Raw genomic sequence first — 22,130 nt, forward strand, 5'->3', positions numbered from 1 at the left:
CTTTATATTAAAACAAACCGTTTATCTCGGCGTCAATTCGGTTGATGATCATTCCTAAATCTTCGGGGTTGTTGACGAAATCTACATTGTCAACATCAATGATTAATAGCTTTCCTTTGTCATAAGTCGTAATCCACGCTTCGTAACGTTCGTTCAATCGGCTCAAATAATCAATCGAAATGGTGTTTTCATAATCACGACCACGTTTGTGAATTTGCGAAACCAGGTTGGGAATCGAGCTTCTCAAATAAATCAGCAAATCGGGTGAACCTACCAAGCCTTCCATCAATTCAAAAAGATCAGTATAGTTTTGGAAATCACGATTGGTCATCAATCCCATGGCGTGTAAGTTCGGAGCAAAGATGTGCGCGTCTTCATAAATCGTTCGGTCCTGAATGATGTTTTTACCACTTTCGCGAATTTGCAACACTTGGCGGAAACGTGAGTTTAGGAAATAGATTTGCAGGTTGAACGACCAACGTTCCATTTGATGGTAAAAATCATCCAAATACGGATTGTCAACCACGTCCTCAAAATGAGGTTCCCATTTGAAATGTTTGGCCAAAAATCTTGTCAAAGTTGTCTTTCCTGCTCCGATGTTTCCTGCTACCGCTATGTGCATTATGGTAATTTTAATTTAAAATTGGTAATTTGTTGATTGGTAAAAATAGCTAAAATTTGGTCTTTGTAATAAAAATTTTGGAACGATTTCTCAACAATTTCTATTTCGTAAATCACTTTGGATTTGTTATTCAGACAGTACAGAACATTGTCATACGAAAACAACAGTTTGTCATTATCAATAATCTGGATTTTTTCCCATGGCGGAATGTTAGCCAGTAAAGTTACTTTGCCAAAAATATCGGTGGAATACCAATTGTTATTTTCGTCAATCCAATAAAAATTATTGAAATCAGACTGAGTGTATTTGATGCTTTCCGCTATAGGATTCCCAACTGTGGAGGAAGTGTTATTCGAATAATTGAACAACAAAATTTGCTGTGTCAAGGCATTGTAAATCCAAAATTGATTCTGTGAAGCCATGCCAATTTTAGAGGCAAAAATAGTGTTGTCAATGTCAAAAAGATTCAGTTTTTGAATTTCATTCAGCTGATTGTCGAGCGTTATGATGGTGTTGAAATCTTCATAAAAAACCACAATTTGCAACGGATTGATATAATCCACCGAAGTGATTTTGCCCAAAGCTACATTTTTATATTCCCATTTTTGTTTGTCGTCTTGCTTGATGAAGACATTGTTTTTGATGTAATAATTATTGCCCAAACCATCAAAACCCACATAAGTTTTGTTCTCCATTTCTTCAGAACTGATGGAGGTTGTTTTTAGTTTTGGCTTTTGACTAAAACACAGGGAACAAGTCAATACTAAAAGGAAATAAATAGCTTTTTTCATCATACTGCTAATTTACAGTAAACCGAATTAATTTCAGCATCTCCAAAATACTATTTTAACAAAATATTGGTAACACAATTCGGGTTGATTCGTCATATTTGTTCTATCAAATTGAAAAACAATGAATAAAATAGTTTACACTACCCTATTGCTGTTGGCATTTTTTACATCTACTGCCCAAAAAGATTTTCAAGGCATGGCGGTTTACGAATCCAAAACCAGCACTTCCGATTTCAAAACCCGAATGGAAGGCAATAAAGAAATCACGCCCGAAATGCAGAAGATGATTGAAGAACGCATGAAAAAAATGTTTGAAAAAACATTCATTCTCAATTTTGACAAATCAGCTTCCATCTACAAAGAAGAGGAAAAGCTAGATGCGCCGGGAAGTGGACAACAAGGAGGTTTCAAAATGATGACTTCCATCATGGGCGGTGGCGGAACCTATTACAAAAATGTAAAAGAGAAGAGCTATACGGTTGATAAAGAATTTATGGGAAAAGAGTTTTTGGTCAAAGATTCGTTGCCAAAATTAAACTGGAAAATGGAATCTGAAACCAAGGTTATTGGAGGTTATACCTGTTTCAAAGCGACCGCCGTTCGTCCGGTAAGCCAATCGGATTTTAGAAATTTCAGACCTAAAAAAGAAGATGATAAGAAAGTAGATACAGCCACCAAAACCGAAGACAAAGACAAGAAAACCAACTTCATGGATGACTTTGATATGCCGAAAGAAATCACCATCACGGCTTGGTATGCGCCTGAAATCCCTGTGAATCAAGGACCGGAAAGTTATTGGGGATTGCCGGGTTTGATTTTAGAAGTGAATGATGGCAAAACCGTGATTCTATGTTCCAAAATTGTTTTGAATGCTAAAGACAAAGCCGAAATCAAAGCACCCACCAATGGCAAAGTCATTTCACAAAAAGAATATGATGAAACGGTGATTAAAAAAATGGAAGAAATGCGCCAAATGTACGATGGTAAAGACGGCAACAGAATGCAAATCAGAATGGGACACTAAGCAGCACCGACGATTGTATGAAAAAAATCTATTTTCTTCTCCCTTTATTTTTTACGCTGCTTTCCTTTTCCCAAAACATTCGCTTTGAGGGAATCATTCAGGATACTAATAAAGCCCCGCTTGAAATGGCCAATATTATGGCAATGAATCAAGCCACAAAAGCTATGGACGCTTACGCCATTACCAATGACAAAGGAAAGTTTATACTGAATTTAAAACCCAACACCACCTATACGATTAAGTTGAGTTATCTCGGTATGAAAAATAAAGAGATAACCCTCACCACTCAAACGGAAAACATCACGCAAAACATCACCATGGAATCGGGCGGTATTGAACTGGATGATGTTGAAATTGTACGCGAAATGCCGGTTTCGATCAAAGGCGATACGATTGTTTACAATGCCGATTCGTTCAAAACCGGCACTGAGAAAAAACTGGAAGACGTCCTCAAAAAACTTCCCGGAGTTGAAGTCAATGCCGATGGGGAAGTAGAAGTAGAAGGCAAAAAAGTGTCCAAACTAATGGTGGAAGGCAAAGACTTTTTTGACGGTGACACCAAGTTGGGCGTGAAAAACATTCCGGCCGATGCTGTAGATAAAGTGCAAGTGCTTAGAAATTACAACGAAAATTCGATACTGAAAGGCGTAGAAAACAATCAGGATAATATTGCTATGAACATCAAACTGAAGGAAGGCAAAAAGAACTTTTGGTTTGGCGATTTAACCGCCGGCATTGGTGTTGGGCATGAAGAAGACCGGCATTTAATCAATCCGAAAGTGTTTTATTATAATCCGAAGTACAGTCTTAATGTCATTTCCAATTTCAATAATATTGGCGAATTGCCGTTGACGATTCAGGATTATTTTAAAATGACGGGTGGTTTCAAAAGCATGATGGCCAAAGGCGGCAGCAGTTTCAATGTGTCGTCTAATGATTTGGGAATTTCATTGCTGAGAAACAACAGAGCCAAAGATATTGACACCAAATTTGGCGCAGCCAATTTTTCATACAATCCGACAAAGACTTGGAATTTGAGTGGTTTCGGAATTTTTTCCGCTTCCAAAACAGCAATTGAAACCCAATCACAGACGACTATTTTGTCGAATAATGTGCAGCAAAATAATGCCGAAAACGCCAATCAGAAAAGCAATTTCGGATTGTTCAAATTGAGTTCCAGTTATAAACCAAGCACTAGCCTGCAGTTTGATTATGATATTTTAACCAAGTTGTCGAAGCAGGATGAATTGTCCGATTTGTCCAGAGAAACCATCACCAATTTTGGCACAAACACCGAAAATATTTTTACCAATAAAAAGCAAAGTCCTACGTCGGTGAATCAAAATATAGCTTTGTATTTTACCAAAAATGATAAAAACGTTTTTGCTTTTGAAGCCCAGCATTTGTACCAAAATGACGACCCGTTTTACAACGCCAATTTAGAAACACAACCGTTCAATCTTTCGGATTATATTAGTGGTCAAAACCGCAATGACATCAATCAAAACCGCATGGTGAAAACCAATAAAATTGACGCCAAGTTTGATTATTACTATATGATTACGCCAAAAAGCAACATCAATGTAACGCTGGGAAATACGTATTCGCATCAAAATTTCAATTCGCACATTTTCCAAATTTTGGACAATGGCAACCAGAATGATTTGAATGCTGCTGAGAATAACAATGCGGTCAATTATAATTTTAACGATGCTTTCGTGGGATTGCATTACAAAATTTTGACCGGAAAATTCACGTTCACACCGGGTGTTAGCTTCCATTATTACGATATGAATAACCAGCAACTAGGGACTTCGGTAAAAAATAATTTCACAAAGGTGCTTCCCGATTTCTTTGCTTTATACCAAATCAAAAAAGCAGAAACACTGACATACAATTTTTCGTTAACCAATGATTTTACCGATATTAATAAACTGGCAGAAGGCTATGTATTGTCTAATTACAACAGCTTGTTCAGTGGCAACAGGTATTTAGAAAATGCCACTTCGCAGGTTCATTCGCTACGGTATTTCAAATACAACATGTTCAATTTCGAGAATATTTTTGCTTATGCTACTTACACCAGAAGCGTTAATGCGGTAAAATCGCAAGCGATTTTTAATACAGTGAATCAAATGGTAACCCCCTACAATTCCAACTTTGCCGATGAAACGTTATCCGGAATGGGGAATTATGGGCGTTCGTTTTTAAAACATTACAAAGCTTCGGTTAGTGCCAACCTGAGTTGGTCAAAATTCAATAACAGAATTGGGCTTCAGGACAGAAATACGGAAAGTTTTACGCAAAATTATACGCTGGAAGCATCAACGAATTTCAAAAATGCACCCAATCTGGAATTGGGCTACACTTACTCAATTAACGAATACAATCACACCAAATACACAACGGATAAGCCTTTTGCCCGCTTGGATTATTTCTTCCTAAAAAGTTTTTCCTGGGTAACTGAATATGAATTTTATCATTATTACAACAATAAAAAAACCGTGGATAACGAATATGATTTTCTTTCGTCAAGCCTTGTCTATCAAAAGAAAGACAGCAAATGGGAGTACAAAATTTCGGCTACCAATTTGTTAAACACCAAATCCTTAAACGATAACAGCTTCGATCAATTACGGATTTCGAACTCACAATATTTCGTGCAGCCGCGTTATGTTATTTTTAGTTTGAAATACAATTTGTAGGCTTTTTATAAAGTTTGAGGTTTTTATGATAATATTTTTCTTCTAAATACGTTAGTTGTTGGAAATATATTTATTTTTAAAAAATATTAAACCGCTAACTAACCCAGCCATCATGAGAACCATTTTTATTGTAGTCCTGTTATCAATCATTTCCGTTGGATATTCTCAAGCCCCCACTTTAGAGCCGGGCGTCTACAAATCAAATGTCAAAGGACAAAAAATCATGCTTAAGGTTCTTGAAGACAATAAATATGAAATGACATTTTTATACGGAAAATATTCGATTGAAAATGACACCATTAATTTTAGAAATCTTTCGCCAAACGAATCAAATTTTAAAATCAAAACCAACACAGAAGCTCCGTTTTCCAGTACGCTTAAAATAAAATTCGTGGCTGAATATGCCATGTATATGGGAAAAAACATTTACATAGGGACACAAAAAGATGAAAATGCCGTCATTGAATATAAGAGCCTGCTGGACTGTTTGAAAAAGAAGTCAAACCTAAATCATAATAACCAAAAGGAGTTTAAAATTGATGTTGAAAAAACCAAATACCTGTATTTTGTTGAAGCCAATCCGAAACAAAACCCTATTGTTTCTAAATTTCAAATCGATCCAAATGCCAATGAAATAGAGGTGGAATTCAACACCATGTCACTTTCGGGGTTCGAACTAAAAGGGACTATTGATCCGACTACCAAGAAATTATCCATCATGGAAGGAAAGAAAAACAAAGTTGTTTTTACGTTTGAGAAAGATGATAAAACAGAAGTTAAATCGGATGAAGTATCTCCGGTGGAAGTGGTATTGGATAAAGATTGGATTAAAAATAACGGATTTGTTCAGGAGAAAGATGATTCTGCTTATTTCGGAAGGAAAGAAAGTGCTCAATATAGTTTCAACCATACCGTCTTAAAAAGTTATCAGGAGGCTCTAAAAAGTATTGAAAAAACACCAACGAAGTTCTTGGTGGTGGCTGTGGATAACAGTAAGGAGGGCAGCGTAAAATTCAACCAATTTATAAAAACCAGTGAAGAGCATATCGGCATTTATATGCGCAGAAGATACGATGCCCGGAAAGATCATTTCAATTTTTATTTAGCTACCGAAAAAGACAAATCTCTTTTGGATAATTTTAAAATAAAGGACAAAACCGCCTTACTGTTCTTCAATCCTTCTGGCGAATTGGTTTACCACACAAAAGGAACTTTACAAGATAATGAGGACATTTTTGAGGAGTTTAGTTCTATTTATTATGAGTTGGAAAGAGCCAGCGCCAAATTAAAATTAGACAAATTAATCAGCAACAAAAAGACAACGTTGCCCGATATTAAAAATGGACTTTTAGCAATAGTAAAAACCAAAAAAGAACCGAATTCAGAGTCTTATGCTGACACAACCGCTGTAACAATAGAAAATGATTATGATGTTGAGACAATTGATACTACTGCCACTGTTTCCGATGAAGAAGATAACGATATGGAAGGAAATTATTTCCGCGTATCTGACAGGGAGAACTTGTATACTTTCAAAACAGCTAAAGAAATTATAGCCGAAAAATGGAAATTAATCGTCGATTCTTATACCAAAAACAATAGTTATGACCAAGACTTTGTTACCATCTGTAAAAATGAATTGAATGACTCTGGTTTTACTTTTAAACTGTACAAAGAGAAAAAATCAATAACGGATATCGACTTTAAAATTTTAGATTATTTATATAAAAACTATGCAGAAATAGTTCAAAATGAGAACAAACCCGTTTCGCAAGCGGTTGAGGATGTTGAAAATGTTATGTTTGACAATCCTATAATTGACAGGGATATTACCGCTTCGTTAAGTTTGTTTTTTCAGAAAAGATGCCAGGCCCTAAATTACGATTATGCTACTCACACTAAATTGATGCAGTATTACAAAACGTTTTTGAAACTCTCAGGATATCAACTTAACAATTTCGAAGAATATTTACAGAAAATTAAAGAAAAAAATCTCACCAATAATACAGTGTATTACACCGAGTATGAAACTTTCTTTCAGTCGGTTATGGCAAAAAATCCAAGTTTGATAGAGACTTTAGACGAAATGTATATGGCTCAAAAAGAGAATTATGCCGACTGGGAAGACTTCAAAGGGGATTTCTCCAGATTAGCCAATAACGTAGCCTGGAATGTTGTTGAGACCAAAAATAACGATGCCGCGACTATTCAAAAGGCCATTAACTGGAGTGAAACCAGCTTGAAAGTGGATAAAAAAAATTACTACTTTTTAGATACCTTGGGACAATTGTATTATAAAAATCACGAAAGAGATAAAGCCATACTAACAGAGCAAATGGCCATTGATAATATAGAAATCACCAACAAGGAAAAAATTCAGGAGTACACAGAAGTTCTTGAAAAGATGAAAAACGGAACGTATTAAAAACAAAAAATCCCGCTACTAAAGCGGGATTTTTTTATGATTATTTTGGATTTGAATTTTACAATCCGAAAGCCGCTTTTACTTTATCTACATAATCCAATTTTTCCCAGGTAAATAAATCTACCGTTACTGTTTTTGGAGCACCATTCGGCAATTGGAAAGTCTTAGTAACCGTTTCTGGTTTTCTTCCCATGTGTCCATAAGCAGCAGTTTCGCTGTAAATAGGATTTCTCAATTTTAAGCGTTGCTCAATAAAGTAAGGACGCATATCGAAAACATTTTCAACCACTTTGCTGATTTCTCCGTCAGTCAAATTCACTTTAGAAGTTCCATAAGTTACCACGTTGATAGAAGTTGGTTTTGCCACTCCAATAGCATAAGAAACCTGAACCAAAACTTCATCACACAATCCGGCAGCTACTAAGTTTTTAGCGATATGACGAGTTGCATAAGCAGCGGAACGATCCACTTTTGATGGGTCTTTTCCAGAGAAAGCGCCACCACCGTGAGCTCCTTTACCACCATAAGTATCTACAATGATTTTTCTTCCTGTCAAACCTGTATCTCCGTGTGGCCCACCAATTACGAATTTTCCGGTTGGATTAATATGGTAAGTGATTTGGTCGTTGAATAAATGAGCGTATTGTGGGTATTTTGCTTTAATTCTCGGAATCAAAATCCCCACTAAATCGGTTTTAATTTTAGCCAACATTTCTGCTTCAGCAGCAAAATCATCATGTTGGGTTGAAATTACGATAGCATCAATTCTAACAGGTTTGTTATCATCTGAATATTCTAAAGTAACTTGTGATTTTGCATCCGGACGCAAATAAGTGATTTCTTTATTTTCTCTTCTTAGATTAGCCAATTCGATTAATAAAGCATGAGACAAATCTAAAGCCAAAGGCATATAGTTTTCCGTTTCATTAGTGGCGTAACCAAACATCATTCCTTGGTCACCGGCACCTTGCTCTTCTTTGCTGGCTCTGTCAACTCCTTGATTAATATCGGCAGATTGCTCGTGTATAGCAGATAAAACACCACAAGAATCAGCTTCAAACATATACTCACTTTTAGTATATCCAATCTTTCTGATTACCTCTCTTGCAATGGATTGAACATCAAGATAAGTATTTGATTTTACTTCACCGGCCAAAATTACCTGACCTGTTGTAACCAAAGTTTCACAAGCTACTTTTGACTCAGGGTCAAAGGCTAAAAAGTTATCAATTAATGCATCAGAAATTTGATCTGCAACTTTGTCTGGATGTCCTTCGCTCACTGACTCCGACGTAAATAAATACCCCATAACTATATTTTAGTTTAATATTACTTTTAACGAAGAAAAGGCTGATTGCTGGAAAGCTAAAGAAGAATTCTGCTTTAGCATTTTTTAACGAGGTTGCAATCAGTTCAAATTTTTCCTCTCATTTTCGAGTGCAAATGTATAAAGACTATTTAGAATACAAAAAACTATTTTGCTTTTTTTATTTTTTTTATGATTTGGAAAAAAATCTAAATACGTAGTATTTAAATATATATAAACAAACTTCAAATGTTAAAGTTTCAAATTTTGTTTGGTCAATTAAAAAATAGTTCAGAAGTTTGCCTCAACAAAAACAACGAAAAATGTTATTTACAATTTGCCATATGTGTCGCATGATGTCGGAAACTTCCGCAGAGCACACTATTGCATAATTTTAAATTTTTAAAATATACAATCGAACCTCTGCCTAACCGCAGAGGTTTTTTTATTTCAAACCAATTCAGAACAGCTTAAAAAAATTAAAACAATGAACGCAACCCAAAAAAATATGATGATGATCCGCATGATGCACATGATGTGTTGTTGTACCGTCATACCCGGTTGCCAAATGCAGAAGACTTAATCGTAGTTATATCTATACTCTGAAAGTCCCTTTGGTAAGCCATCCAAAGGGACTTTTTTTATTTCAAAAATCTAATAATCTAAATAACTAATTAATCTAAAATCTAAGAACATGAGCACACAAAAATTCGCAACCAACGCATTGCACGCAGGACACGACGTTACTAAAAACGCAGGAACCAGAGCCGTTCCAATTTACCAAACGACTTCGTATGTATTCAACAACTCTGACCACGCCGCCAACCTGTTTGGTTTAGCCGAAGCCGGATTCATTTACACCCGACTGAACAATCCAACCAACGACATTCTCGAGCAACGCCTAGCCGCATTGGAAGGCGGAATCGGGGCAGTCGTAACCGCATCGGGCACTTCAGCCATTGCTACAACGCTACTGGTTTTGTTAAAAGCCGGTGATCACATCGTAGCATCCAACAGCTTGTATGGCGGAACGTACAACTTGCTGAAAGTGACTTTACCAAGATTGGGCATCACCACCACTTTCGTTGATCCTTCCAATCCGGAAAACTTTACCAAAGCCGCACAGGAAAACACCAGAGCCTTTTTCGTCGAAAGTTTAGGCAATCCCAAACTGGATGTATTGGATTTGAAAGCGATTTCCAAAGAAGCCAAAGCTTTCAAAGTACCGTTTATTGTAGATAATACCGTTGCAACTCCCTTTTTGCTAAACCCAATTCAATACGGTGCTGACATTGTCATTCACTCGTTAACCAAATACATCACCGGAAACGGAACTTCGCTGGGAGGTGTCATCATCGATGCCGGAAATTTTGACTGGAGCAACGGCAAATTCCCGGAATTCACAGAGCCATCGGCCGGTTACCATGGTTTGAAATACTATGAAGCTTTGGGCGCAGCGTCATTCATTGCCAAAGTAAGAATCGAAGGTTTGCGCGATTTTGGTGCGGCACTGAGTCCGTTCAATGCTTTTCAAACCATTCAGGGATTGGAAACTTTGGAAATCAGAATCAAAAAACACAGCGAAAATGCTTTGGCATTGGCCCAATGGCTGCAAGCACAGGAGCAAGTAGCTTGGGTAAATTATCCGGGATTAGCCACTTCCCAATACAAAGTGTTAGCCGATGAATATTTACCGGAAGGCAAAAGCGGCATCGTAACTTTTGGCTTAAAAGGAGGATTCGAAGCCGCCAAAAAAGTAGCCGACGGAACGAAATTATTCTCGCTATTGGCCAACATTGGTGACACCAAATCCTTAATCATCCATCCGGCCAGCACTACACATCAACAGTTGTCTGATGCCGAGCAGGAAACTACCGGAGTAACCAAAGATTTGATTCGCTTATCGGTTGGCTTAGAAAACATCGACGACCTGAAAGCCGATTTGAAAGCGGTCTTCGTAACCATTAAATCCCCACAATTAATTTAAAGAATCATGAGCACAAAAATTGTAAACGTATTAGGATACGGAAAAGAAGAAAATCAGTTTGTAGTCAAGACACAAAACTTTGATATACGAATCAGTAAAAATGAAAAATATGCCGAGTTGGATGCGCCAAGTCCGATAGAATATATCCTGGCAGGTTACGCCGGCTGCATTAATGCTGTTGGAAAATTGGTAGCCAAAGAACAAGGTATTACGCTAAAATCGCTTCAAGTGGAAATAACTGGAACCCTAAGTTTAGATAAATACCAGGGAAAAATCAGCAATGAAAGAGCGGGTTTCAGTTCCATTGAGGTGGTGGTGAAACCAACATCAGATGCCACTTTGGAGCAATTGAAAAATTGGCTAATCACTGTAGAAGACCGCTGTCCGGTTCAGGATAATTTAAGCAATCCCACTCCGGTTTCAGTGGTGTTATTCAAAGAATTTCAAGCCACCGAAGCAGCTTAAAAGCATAAAAAGAAAAACCATTGGTTAGGTTTTATTTGTTTGTTAAAGACTGTCTTCAAAGTTGAGGTTGGAGGCAGTCTTTTTAAAAAAGTATAGAAAAATAAAAGCAATGAAAGATTTAGAAAAAATAGACCTGTTTCATTTTGATTTAGAAAACGGAAAACAACGTCCCTACATTCCGTTGTTCTTTCAGACTTTTGGGCAGCCCATTGGCACTGCGCCGGTGGTGGTGGTCAATCACGCTCTGACCGGCAATTCCAATGTGACCGGAGAAAGCGGCTGGTGGAGCGATTTGATTGGTGAGGACAAAATTATTGACACGCATTATTTCACGGTTATTGCTTTCAATATTCCGGGGAATGGCTATGATGATAACTTTGGCAATCTGATTTCAGCTTATCAGGATTTTACGATTCGCGATGTGGCCCGAATCTTTTGGGAAGGCTTATCCTTTCTGAAAATAGAAACCATTTTTGCTGTCATTGGCGGAAGTCTTGGCGGTGCCGTGGCCTGGGAAATGGCAGTTTTGAAACCCAACGCTGTCGACAATTTAATTCCGATTGCGACCGATTGGAAAGCCACCGATTGGGTCATTGCCAATGTTTTGATTCAGGATCAGATTCTCAATAATTCCGATGATCCGATTGCCGATGCGCGTTTGCACGCCATGCTTTTGTACCGAACACCACAATCGATTAACCAACGTTTTCAAAGAAACAAACTCAACAATCTGTCCATTTTTCAAATCGAGAATTGGTTGATTAATCACGGCTTTAAACTTAAAAATCGCTTCCGATTGTCGGCCTATAAGTTGATGAATCATTTGCTAAAAACCAATGACATTACCAGAAACCGAAAAGATTTTTTGGCTTTAGCCCATGACATTCAAGCAACCATCCATGTGATTGCCGTAGATACCGATTACTTTTTCATTCCCGATGAAAATCGCGAAACGCATCAGCAACTGCAATCGGTAAAAGAAAATGCCTTTTATCACGAAATCAATTCCATTCACGGTCATGATGCTTTTTTAATCGAGTTCGAGCAATTGGCCCAAATTTTAGCCCCCATTTTTAACAAACAAAAACAACAAAACTATGTCAGCGCTTAGAGTAAATGTTATCCTTTTCGGCATCGGAAATGTCGGAAGCACTTTAATCAATCAGGTTATCGAAAGTCAACAGTTCTTTCTCGAGACCAGAAACATCGACCTGCGATTTCCCATTATCACCAATTCTACTTTGGCCTTTTTTGAAAAAGAAGGCGTCAAAAACAAATGGGAAGCCAACTTTGCCCAATCGGCTATTCCGTTCCGAATAGAAGATATCATCGAATATGTTCAGGAACAACAACTGGAAAACCTGATAGCGGTGGATGCCACTGCCAGTTCCGATATTATCAAAAATTACATTCCGTTACTCCAAAACGGATTCAACATAGTAGCCGCCAACAAAAAAGCCAACACGCTGCACACGGATTTCTACAAAGAGTTGAGAAGAAACCTCAAAAAATTCGATAAGACTTTCTTGTATGAAACCAATGTCGGCGCCGGATTGCCTGTGGTGCAAACCATCAACGATTTGTATTTTTCCGGAGAAGAAATCACCAAAATCCGTGGCGTTTTCTCGGGTTCGCTGAGTTATATTTTTAATCGATTTTCCAATGAAGATATTCCGTTTTCCACCATTTTGGCGGAGGCCGAAAAAATTGGGTTAACCGAACCGGATTCCCGTGAAGATTTATCCGGAAACGATGTGGGCCGAAAACTACTCATTCTGGCACGTGAAATCGGGCAGAATTTTGAGTTTGCAGATATCAATATTGCATCCCTTTTGCTTCCCAATTTAAATGAAAACCATTCCAAAGCCGATTATTCTGTAAACAAACAATTGTTTGACAAACCATTTCAGATTGCCAAAATCACCCAAGCCGACAATCACGTCCTGCGCTATGTGGGCGAATTGAATGTGGCCACCAAACAATTGGAAGTCAAATTGATTTCGGTGCCCAAAAGTTCCGCGCTGGGCCAACTCAAAGGAGCCGACAACCTGATTGAGATTTATACCAAATCCTATGGCGAAATCCCAATCGTCATTCAGGGTGCCGGTGCCGGAAGACAAGTCACCGCGCGTGGCGTTTTAACCGATATTCTCAAAGTCGCCGAGCAACTCAAAATCAAAGAAGCGGTTTGGTTGTAAGGCAACTTAGCCCAACCGCTTTTACTAATAACAAACAAAAAATAACCAATGAAATTAGATTTTATCGCCTTAGCCATTCCGTTTTTTGTCTTTTTTATGGTGTTGGAATATTATGTCAGCAAGAAAAAAAACAAAGACATCCACCAATTTAATGAAACAGTAGCCAATGTCAATGTGGGCATCGTCGAGCGGGTTTCCGATTTGCTGACGACCGGTTCGTTCTTCTTTATTTTTACCTGGCTCAACCAAAACTTTTCCATTTTCACCATTGAGAACAATTGGCTGACTTGGATTTTATTGTTCCTTGCTACCGATTTGGTTTGGTACTGGTATCATCGGTTTGGCCACGAAATCAATCTCTTTTGGGCCGCTCACATAGTGCATCACCAAAGCGATGATTTCAATTATACGGCTGCTGCCCGAATTACGGTAATTCAGGCGGTGGCTCGTGGTTTGTTTTGGAGCATTTTACCAATAATCGGTTTTCCGGCTGAGATGATTACCGTATTGTTACTAATTCACGGAACCTATCCTTTTTTTACGCACACCCAACTCATTGGAAAACTCGGCTGGTTGGAATATATTATCGTAACACCTTCGCATCACCGGGTGCATCACAGCAGCAATCCGCAGTATTTGGATAAAAACTATGGCGACATGCTTATCATTTGGGACAAAATCTTCGGCACTTTTGTTGCAGAAACCGAAGAACCAAAATACGGTTTGACCAAATCGTTGGGCAGTCACAGTTTCCTTTGGCAGCATTTTCATTATTTTCTGGAACTCGGCGTGGCTTTTCGATTGGCTAAAGGATTCCAACAAAAAAACAAAGTCATTTTTGGAAGCCCGAATGACCACGACCCAAGAATCCGAACGCTGTTAGAACGCAAACTGTCGCAGAAAGTACATCACATTCAGTATTCCACAAAATTAATCCGTGCCATCCAAGTCAAAACAGTCACTACTGTTGTGGTTTTGTTTCTCACCATTTTGTTTTCCAAAAATATTCCGCAAACCAATCTTTTTTTATTGGCGGCTTTCATAGTGTTGAGCGTCATCGTAACCGGCGCCATGCTCGAACAAAAGCGCTGGATTTTTCACCTCGAGTTCATTCGCTTCAGTATTCTCTGTCTCGTTTTTAATGCAACCGTCACTACTTTATATGTAACCGGTTTGACACTCACTTTGTTTTGCCTGGCCGTTTTGTTTTACAATTCTATTAATACCAGTTACCAACGGTTTTTATTTTCTAACTAACCTTAAAACCGCGAAAACCTACAGCACTCTAACGTTGTAGGTTTTTATTTTTTCAAATCGTTTGCAAATTCCAATTCTATGGCGTTACTTTGCAGCGTTCATAAACTTATTGTTCGTTATCACGAAAGCTGGAGGGAATAGACCCGTTGAAAGCTTAGCAACCCTTTGCCAAAAGAAGGTGCTACATTCTATCTCCATTTACGGAGAGCAGATAACCCCGAGAATTCTTCTCACTTTCACGATAACTTATTATAATTTTTACGAGCGATTGGCTTGCGCTGTTGCAGTAATCCATATTCCCGCTGTCCGCACTACACGGTAGTTGCTGCCATCGGGGCTAATTAGTTATCCATTTTTGTAAAGAAGAAGTAAATGTCAAAAATTCAAGACGCTATAAAAGAAAGAATCCTAGTCCTCGACGGAGCGATGGGCACTATGCTGCAACGCAACAATTTCTCCGAAGAAGATTTTCGCGGAGAGCGGTTCAAGGATTTTCCACATCCGCTGAAAGGCAACAACGATTTGCTTTCCATCACCCAACCCGAGGCTGTAAAACAGGTTCACCGCCTGTATTTCCAAGCCGGTGCTGATATAGTAGAAACCAATACGTTCTCAGGAACAACCATCGGGATGGCCGATTACCACTTAGAAGAGTTGGTTTACGAACTCAACTACGAATCGGCAAAAATCGCCCGTGAAGTCGCTGACGAATTCACCGACCGACCACGTTTTGTAGCCGGTTCTATAGGGCCAACGAACCGAACAGCAAGCATGAGTCCGGATGTAAATGACCCGGGATTCCGTGCCGTAACTTTTGACGATTTGCGCATTGCCTACAAACAACAGGTTGAAGCGTTGATTGACGGTGGTTGTGATGTGCTTTTGGTAGAAACCATTTTCGATACCCTAAACGCCAAAGCCGCCTTATTCGCCATAGAAGAAGTAAAGGAAGAACGCAATTTAGATATTCCAGTAATGGTTTCCGGTACTATTACCGATGCTTCCGGAAGAACACTTTCAGGGCAAACTGTGGAAGCGTTTTTGATTTCCATTGCGCACATTCCGTTGTTATCTATTGGGTTTAATTGCGCGCTCGGAGCTGATCAATTGAAACCTTATTTAAAAAGATTAGCACACAATACTACCTTAAACATTTCTGCACATCCGAATGCCGGTTTGCCTAATGCTTTCGGGCAATACGATCAAACACCAGCCGAAATGCAAGCGTTAATCAAAGAATATTTACAAGACAATTTAGTCAACATCATTGGCGGTTGTTGTGGCACCACGCCGGAACATATCAAAGCCATTGCCGATGTGGCCAAAGAATTCCAACCAAGACAAATTTTAGAAACGATATAATGGCGGAAGCAACGAATAAATATTTAAAACTATCCGGATTAGAACCTTTGATCGTTACCCCGGAATCTAATTTCATCAACGTAGGAGAACGCACCAATGTAACCGGTTCGCGTAAATTTTTGCGTTTAATCAAAGAAGAAAAATACAACGAAGCGCTTTCGGTAGCCCGTGACCAAGTAGAAGGCGGTGCCCAAATCATCGACGTCAATATGGACGAAGGAATGCTGGATGGGGTGTATGCCATGACCAAATTCTTAAATCTAATCGCTGCCGAACCGGATATTGCCCGGGTTCCGGTCATGATTGACAGTTCGAAATGGGAAATCATCGAAGCTGGTTTGAAAGTCGTGCAAGGAAAAGGGGTCGTGAATTCGATTTCCTTGAAAGAAGGAAAGGAAGCGTTCATCCATCACGCCAAGCTGATTAAAAGATACGGAGCTGCGGTAATCGTCATGGCGTTTGACGAAGAAGGTCAGGCCGATAATTACGACAGACGAATTGAAATCTGCAAAAGAAGTTATGATATCTTGGTAAATGAAGTTCATTTTCCGGCAGAAGACATCATCTTTGATCCGAATATTTTCCCGGTAGCTACCGGAATGGAAGAGCACAAATTAAACGCATTAGATTTCTTCAGAGCCACCAAATGGATTCGTGAAAACTTGCCCTATGCCGGAGTTTCCGGTGGTGTGAGTAATGTTTCGTTTTCGTTCCGTGGGAATGATAAAGTGCGGGAAGCGATGCATTCGGCGTTCTTATACCATGCTATTAAAAACGGCATGACGATGGGAATCGTAAATCCGGAAATGCTGGAGATTTATGATGAAATTGATCCAATTCTTTTGGAACATGTTGAAGATGTTTTACTAAACCGAAGAGAAGACGCTACTGAAAGATTATTGGATTTAGCCGAAAGTTTCAAAGGCGATTTTAAAGCCAATGAAAAAGCGGTTCAGGAATGGCGAAGCGGTTCAGTACAAGACCGATTAACACATTCCTTAGTAAAAGGAATTGACGAATTCATAGAAATTGATGTAGAAGAAGCCCGATTATTAGCTTCAAAACCCATTGAAGTCATCGAAATCAATTTGATGGCCGGAATGAATGTGGTGGGCGATTTGTTCGGAAGCGGAAAAATGTTTTTGCCCCAAGTGGTAAAATCGGCCCGCGTGATGAAGAAAGCCGTGGCTTATTTGTTACCTTATATAGAAGCTTCCAAAGACGGAAAATCATCTAGTGCCGGAAAAGTATTGATGGCCACCGTAAAAGGCGATGTACACGATATTGGTAAAAATATTGTAGCCGTAGTATTGGCTTGCAACAATTTCGAGATTATAGATTTAGGCGTAATGGTACCGCCCGAAAAAATTATTGAAGCAGCAGTTCGTGAGAATGTAGATATCATCGGTTTGAGCGGGTTGATTACACCGTCGTTGGATGAGATGGTTTATCTCGCCAAAGAAATGGACAAACTTAACATCAAAATACCGGTGATGATTGGAGGTGCTACAACTTCCCGTGCTCATACTGCCGTGAAAATTGCCCCGGAATATAAAGAAACTGTGGTTCACGTTAACGATGCTTCGCGTGCGGTAACGGTGGCCAGTAATTTGTTGCAGGCAGAAACCAAAGTTGATTATGCTCAAACCGTTCGTGCCGAATATGACAAACTCCGTGAAGGGTATTTGAATAGAAGTCGGGACAAAAATTACTTGTCGATTGAAGAGGCCAGAAAAAATAAACTGCAATTGGACTGGAACAATTTTACTCCGGTCAAACCCAACTTTATCGGAACCAAAACCGTTGAAGTGGAATTGTCTCAATTGGTTGATTTTATTGACTGGACACCCTTCTTTAGTTCGTGGGAATTGTACGGAAAATATCCGGCAATTTTGACTGATGAGGTGGTTGGGGAACAAGCGACCAGTTTGTTTGCCGATGCGCAAAAAATGCTAAACCAAATCGTTTCCGAAAAATGGTTGACCGCTAAAGGAATTCTCGGCATTTATCCGGCGAACCAAGTCAATGATGACGATATTCAGGTTTCGGATGAGAGTGGAAAAGAGTTGGTGAAGTTTTTAACCTTGCGTCAACAATCGCAAAAAACGGCAGGTGCTCCTAATATTGCATTGGCTGATTTTGTAGCGCCAAAAGATGCTGCTAAACAAGATTATATAGGTTGTTTTTGTGTAACGACTGGTTTTGGTGTAGATGAAAAAGCCGCCGAATTTGAAAAGCAATTAGACGATTACAATTCGATTTTGGTGAAAGCGCTTGGCGACAGATTGGCCGAAGCTTTTGCTGAATATTTGCACTTGCAGGTCAGAAAAGAACTTTGGGGTTATGCTTCTGAGGAAAGTCTGTCGAATCAGGATTTGATTGACGAAGAATACAAAGGGATTCGCCCGGCACCGGGGTATCCTGCCTGTCCGGATCATTTGGAAAAACCAACGATTTGGAAGCTTTTGAATGTAGAACAAGCCATAGGCGTGAAGCTAACCGAAAGCATGGCGATGTGGCCGGCTTCCTCGGTTTCCGGCTATTATTTTGGGAACCCGGAAAGTAAGTATTTTGGGCTCGGAAAAATAAAAAATGACCAGGTAGAAGATTACGCCAAAAGAAGAAATATCAGTATTGAAACAGCCACGAAATGGCTCAATCCAAACATAGCCGATTAACATGAAAGTAAACCAACATATAGAAAATGCCAAAGGAAAATCATTGTTTTCTTTTGAGATATTACCGCCTTTGAAAGGACAAAACATTCAGTCTATTTTTGATAGTATTGATCCGTTAATGGAATTCAATCCGCCGTTTATTGATGTGACCTATCACCGTGAGGAATACGAATACAAAGAATTGCCAAGCGGTTTGCTGCAAAAGAAAGTTGTGAAGAAACGCCCGGGAACAGTTGGGATTTGTGCCGGGATTCAGAATAAATATAATGTAGATGCGATTCCACATATTTTGTGTGGTGGGTTTACTAAAGAAGATACGGAGAACTTATTGATTGATTTAGATTTCTTAGGGATTGATAATGTGGTAGCGTTAAGAGGTGATGCTTTGAAAACGGAAACCTATTTCCATCCGGAGAAAGAAGGCAATGAATATGCGACGGATTTAGTGCTTCAGATTAGTAATTTGAATAATGGAATTTATTTGGATGAAGATTTGAAAAACTCGGCTCAAACTAATTTTTGCATTGGTGTGGCGGGCTATCCTGAGAAACACATGGAAGCACCGAGCCTGGACAGTGACATCCATTTCTTAAAACAGAAAATAAAAAACGGTGCCGATTATATTATTACCCAGATGTTTTTTGACAATCAGAAGTTTTTTGATTTTGTGGAGAAATGCAGAGCTGCCGGAATTACCGTTCCTATTATTCCGGGGCTGAAACCCATTGCTACTAAGAAACAGTTGAATTTAATTCCGCACCGCTTTAGCATTGAGTTGCCGGATGATTTAATCATGGAAGTGGTGAAAGCCAAAGACAACGATCATGTAAAACAAATCGGGATTGAATGGTGTATTAAGCAAAGCAAGGAGTTAGTGGCTGCCGGAATTCCGGTGTTGCATTACTACTCGATGGGGAAAGCAGAGAACATTAAGGCAATTGCTTCCACTATTTTTTAATAAAAGGATGTGTTCAGCATCTAGACGGAACTCGTTGTGATATTATTGAGATTAGGAAGTAGGAAAGACTCTGTAGGGACTTTGTTATAGTCTTTAGGGGCTTTGATAGCCTTTGTAGTTGCTTAGTCAGACGACTCAGATGAGATGATAGCTGCTGTAGTTAGTTTGAGAGCCGATTTAGGTGCTCTGCCAGATGGCCTAGGTGCTTTGCCAGACGATGTAGATGGTTTGTCAGACGACGTTAGTTGAAAAACAGCTGGTTTTTGTATTTTATTACTTACTTTTTTTTAAGAGATTGCTGCTCATTTTTTGTGGATAGTTAATTACAGCTTGATGAAACCCGCGGACTGTGCTGAGGTGACAAAAGACCATTCCAATTTAGCCCCGATGGGAGTGGCTACCGTGTAGCGCGGACAGCGGGAAAAGGGATCACAAAAATGCCCGAACGCTTCGCTCCTTAAGATATTCGATTATATTTGTGCGATTTTAACTTTTAGGATGAGGCGTTTAGTTTACTTTATTGTATTGGTTTCGGGGACGATTTTTGCCCAACAAAAAGCAACGTATTCGTTTGAGGTTTCGGATTTGCGTGGGAATACTTTGCCGCACAAAGAAGATATGTATCATTTGATTAACGGGCATCCGGAAGGGGTGATGCTTAGTTTTTTGGTGCGCACTCATGGTGAAAAAGAATGGCAAAAGGCCTATAACTTTCCCGATTATGGTGCGTTTTTCTTGTACCAGGATTTTAACAGTCAGCCACTGGGACAATGTTATTCGGTGGGTGGATTTTACAATTTTTATTTTCTGAACAGACATTTGCAGTTCCGATTGGCGCAGGGGTTGGCGCTTACTACCAATCCGTATGACAAGGTGGATAACAGTAAGAATAAGGCTTTTGGGACCAAGATTTTGGACAATACCAATATTGGTTTAAGTTATGACAATCAGACGTTGTTTAAAAATATTGGGTTTCATGCCGGACTTTTGTTTACGCATTATTCTAACGGAAGAGTGAAATCGCCGAATAGCGGGATTAATACTTATATGCTGAATGTTGGTTTGAATTATAATTTTGATGCCGAAAAGACGATTGTCAACGACACGGCTATGGTTCAGAAAAACTACCGCGAACCGATTCACTATAACTTTGTTTTCAGAAGCGGAATTAATGAAAGCCCGATAATCAGAAGCGGTCAGCGTCCTTTTTACCACATTGGTTTTTATGTGGATAAACGCTTTAACCGAAAATCGGCCTTGCAATTGGGAACGGAATTGTTCCTGACAGAATCGTTTAAGGATTATATCAAATATTACTCAGTGGCGTATCCGGACAAGCATATTGATGCTACTACGGATTATAAGCGAGTGGGCGTTTTTGTGGGACATGAGTTGTTTATCAACCGAATTTCACTGGAAGCGCAGGTTGGGTATTATGTGTACCGACCGTTTAAGAAAGACATTTCGATTTATGATCGGGTGGGGATGAAATATTATTTTACGGATAAAATTTTTGGTGGGTTTACCATTAAAACGCATTTGTTTTTGGCGGAAGCCTTAGAGTTTGGAATCGGAGTCAGATTATAAAAGGAGAGAGATGAAAAAGATAGTTTTGTTTATAGCGTTTGTTTTTGTTTTGAATTCGTGTGAAAAGCCAAGCGATTGTGTGGAGAGCACCGGAGCTACAACCACCAAGGATGTTGAGGTGCTGCCATTTAAAAGAATTAAAGTGTACCAAGGTATAGAAGTTGTTATTACCAAAGGGACAGCCTATAAGGTTCAGATTCAGGCGGGTGAGAATTTCATTGACAATATAGAAGTGCAGCAAAATGGTGATCAGCTTATTTTTAAAGATGATGTGAGCTGCAATTGGGTTAGAGCCTACGGTACTACGAAGATTTTGGTAACCACTCCAACCTTGGAAGAAATTTATTCAAAAACCGATAGGAATATCAGTTCCAATGGTGTGCTGGCGTTTCCAAAGTTAAAAGTATATTCCTTAGATAAGGATGGTGATGGTGAAAAAGGAGCCGGGACAGGTGACTTTATACTAAATATTACGAATTGCGATTCTTTGCATGTTGAGAGTAATAATGTTTCTCGTTTTTATCTTTCGGGAGATGCTACTTATGCCAAATTGTTTTTTTCATTTGGAGATGGCCGAATTGAAGCTGAAAATCTACTAGCTCAGAAAATTGAAGTGTATCATCGCGGGTCTAACGATATGATAGTGCATCCGGTGCAGAGTATTGTAGGCGTAATGAACAGCACGGGCAATATTATTCTGAAAAATGTGCCCCCGATAGACAATGTGCAACAACTGTTCACCGGACACGAGGTTTATCCATAAAA

16 protein-coding genes and 1 riboswitch are annotated in these 22,130 nt (G+C 39.1%); of the genes, 13 read left to right on the top strand and 3 right to left on the bottom strand.

What is annotated here, in order from left to right; genetic code table 11:
• Positions 1-7 precede the first annotated feature (7 nt).
• Entirely contained in the window at positions 8-622 is a 615-nt protein-coding gene (locus V7D82_RS04660; protein ID WP_121312655.1) for a deoxynucleoside kinase, read from the bottom strand.
• Complete coding sequence (locus tag V7D82_RS04665; protein WP_333599809.1) at positions 622-1,416, bottom strand: hypothetical protein; 795 nt, start codon at positions 1,414-1,416, stop codon at positions 622-624. The genes V7D82_RS04660 and V7D82_RS04665 overlap by 1 nt, the downstream gene beginning before the upstream one ends.
• A 118-nt stretch (positions 1,417-1,534) precedes the next feature.
• Between V7D82_RS04665 and V7D82_RS04670 the strand changes: the two genes are divergently transcribed.
• The 3 genes from V7D82_RS04670 (at position 1,535) to V7D82_RS04680 (ending at position 7,567) form a co-directional block, all read left to right on the top strand.
• Positions 1,535-2,437, top strand: a complete 903-nt coding sequence (locus V7D82_RS04670; RefSeq protein WP_333599810.1) for a GLPGLI family protein — start codon at positions 1,535-1,537, stop codon at positions 2,435-2,437.
• 17 nt (positions 2,438-2,454) lie between these two features.
• On the top strand, positions 2,455-5,142 hold the full coding sequence (locus V7D82_RS04675; protein ID WP_333599811.1) for a carboxypeptidase-like regulatory domain-containing protein: 2,688 nt from the start codon (positions 2,455-2,457) through the stop codon (positions 5,140-5,142).
• 112 nt (positions 5,143-5,254) lie between these two features.
• Positions 5,255-7,567, top strand: a complete 2,313-nt coding sequence (locus V7D82_RS04680; protein WP_333599812.1) for a hypothetical protein — start codon at positions 5,255-5,257, stop codon at positions 7,565-7,567.
• 58 nt (positions 7,568-7,625) lie between these two features.
• Here V7D82_RS04680 and metK read toward each other — a convergent pair whose 3' ends face one another.
• On the bottom strand, positions 7,626-8,876 hold the full coding sequence (gene metK, locus V7D82_RS04685; protein ID WP_333599813.1) for a methionine adenosyltransferase: 1,251 nt from the start codon (positions 8,874-8,876) through the stop codon (positions 7,626-7,628).
• 691 nt (positions 8,877-9,567) lie between these two features.
• Between metK and V7D82_RS04690 the strand changes: the two genes are divergently transcribed.
• The 10 genes from V7D82_RS04690 (at position 9,568) to V7D82_RS04735 (ending at position 22,128) form a co-directional block, all read left to right on the top strand.
• On the top strand, positions 9,568-10,860 hold the full coding sequence (locus V7D82_RS04690) for an O-acetylhomoserine aminocarboxypropyltransferase/cysteine synthase family protein (protein WP_333599814.1): 1,293 nt from the start codon (positions 9,568-9,570) through the stop codon (positions 10,858-10,860).
• Positions 10,861-10,866: 6 nt separating this feature from the next.
• On the top strand, positions 10,867-11,325 hold the full coding sequence (locus V7D82_RS04695) for an OsmC family protein (RefSeq protein ID WP_333599815.1): 459 nt from the start codon (positions 10,867-10,869) through the stop codon (positions 11,323-11,325).
• Positions 11,326-11,434: 109 nt separating this feature from the next.
• Complete coding sequence (locus V7D82_RS04700; protein ID WP_333599816.1) at positions 11,435-12,436, top strand: alpha/beta fold hydrolase; 1,002 nt, start codon at positions 11,435-11,437, stop codon at positions 12,434-12,436.
• Positions 12,423-13,523, top strand: a complete 1,101-nt coding sequence (locus V7D82_RS04705) for an aspartate kinase (RefSeq protein WP_333599817.1) — start codon at positions 12,423-12,425, stop codon at positions 13,521-13,523. The genes V7D82_RS04700 and V7D82_RS04705 overlap by 14 nt, the downstream gene beginning before the upstream one ends.
• Positions 13,524-13,571: 48 nt before the next feature.
• A complete protein-coding gene (locus V7D82_RS04710) occupies positions 13,572-14,780 on the top strand; it encodes a sterol desaturase family protein (protein ID WP_333599818.1) in 1,209 nt (402 codons plus the stop codon).
• Between the two features lie 113 nt (positions 14,781-14,893).
• A riboswitch (SAM riboswitch) is annotated at positions 14,894-14,998 on the top strand.
• 154 nt (positions 14,999-15,152) lie between these two features.
• On the top strand, positions 15,153-16,142 hold the full coding sequence (locus V7D82_RS04715) for a homocysteine S-methyltransferase family protein (RefSeq protein ID WP_333599819.1): 990 nt from the start codon (positions 15,153-15,155) through the stop codon (positions 16,140-16,142).
• Positions 16,142-18,820, top strand: a complete 2,679-nt coding sequence (metH, locus tag V7D82_RS04720; protein WP_333599820.1) for a methionine synthase — start codon at positions 16,142-16,144, stop codon at positions 18,818-18,820. Before V7D82_RS04715 ends, metH begins: the two co-directional genes overlap by 1 nt.
• A gap of 1 nt (position 18,821) precedes the next feature.
• On the top strand, positions 18,822-19,778 hold the full coding sequence (metF, locus tag V7D82_RS04725; protein WP_333599821.1) for a methylenetetrahydrofolate reductase [NAD(P)H]: 957 nt from the start codon (positions 18,822-18,824) through the stop codon (positions 19,776-19,778).
• A gap of 498 nt (positions 19,779-20,276) precedes the next feature.
• On the top strand, positions 20,277-21,365 hold the full coding sequence (locus V7D82_RS04730) for an acyloxyacyl hydrolase (protein WP_333599822.1): 1,089 nt from the start codon (positions 20,277-20,279) through the stop codon (positions 21,363-21,365).
• A gap of 10 nt (positions 21,366-21,375) precedes the next feature.
• Positions 21,376-22,128 (top strand): head GIN domain-containing protein, encoded by a 753-nt coding sequence (locus V7D82_RS04735; protein ID WP_333599823.1) that lies wholly within the window; start codon positions 21,376-21,378, stop codon positions 22,126-22,128.
• The last annotated feature ends 2 nt before the right edge of the window (positions 22,129-22,130 follow it).

The sequence above is a fragment of the Flavobacterium sp. genome, from assembly GCF_036741995.1.
GTDB lineage: Bacteria > Bacteroidota > Bacteroidia > Flavobacteriales > Flavobacteriaceae > Flavobacterium.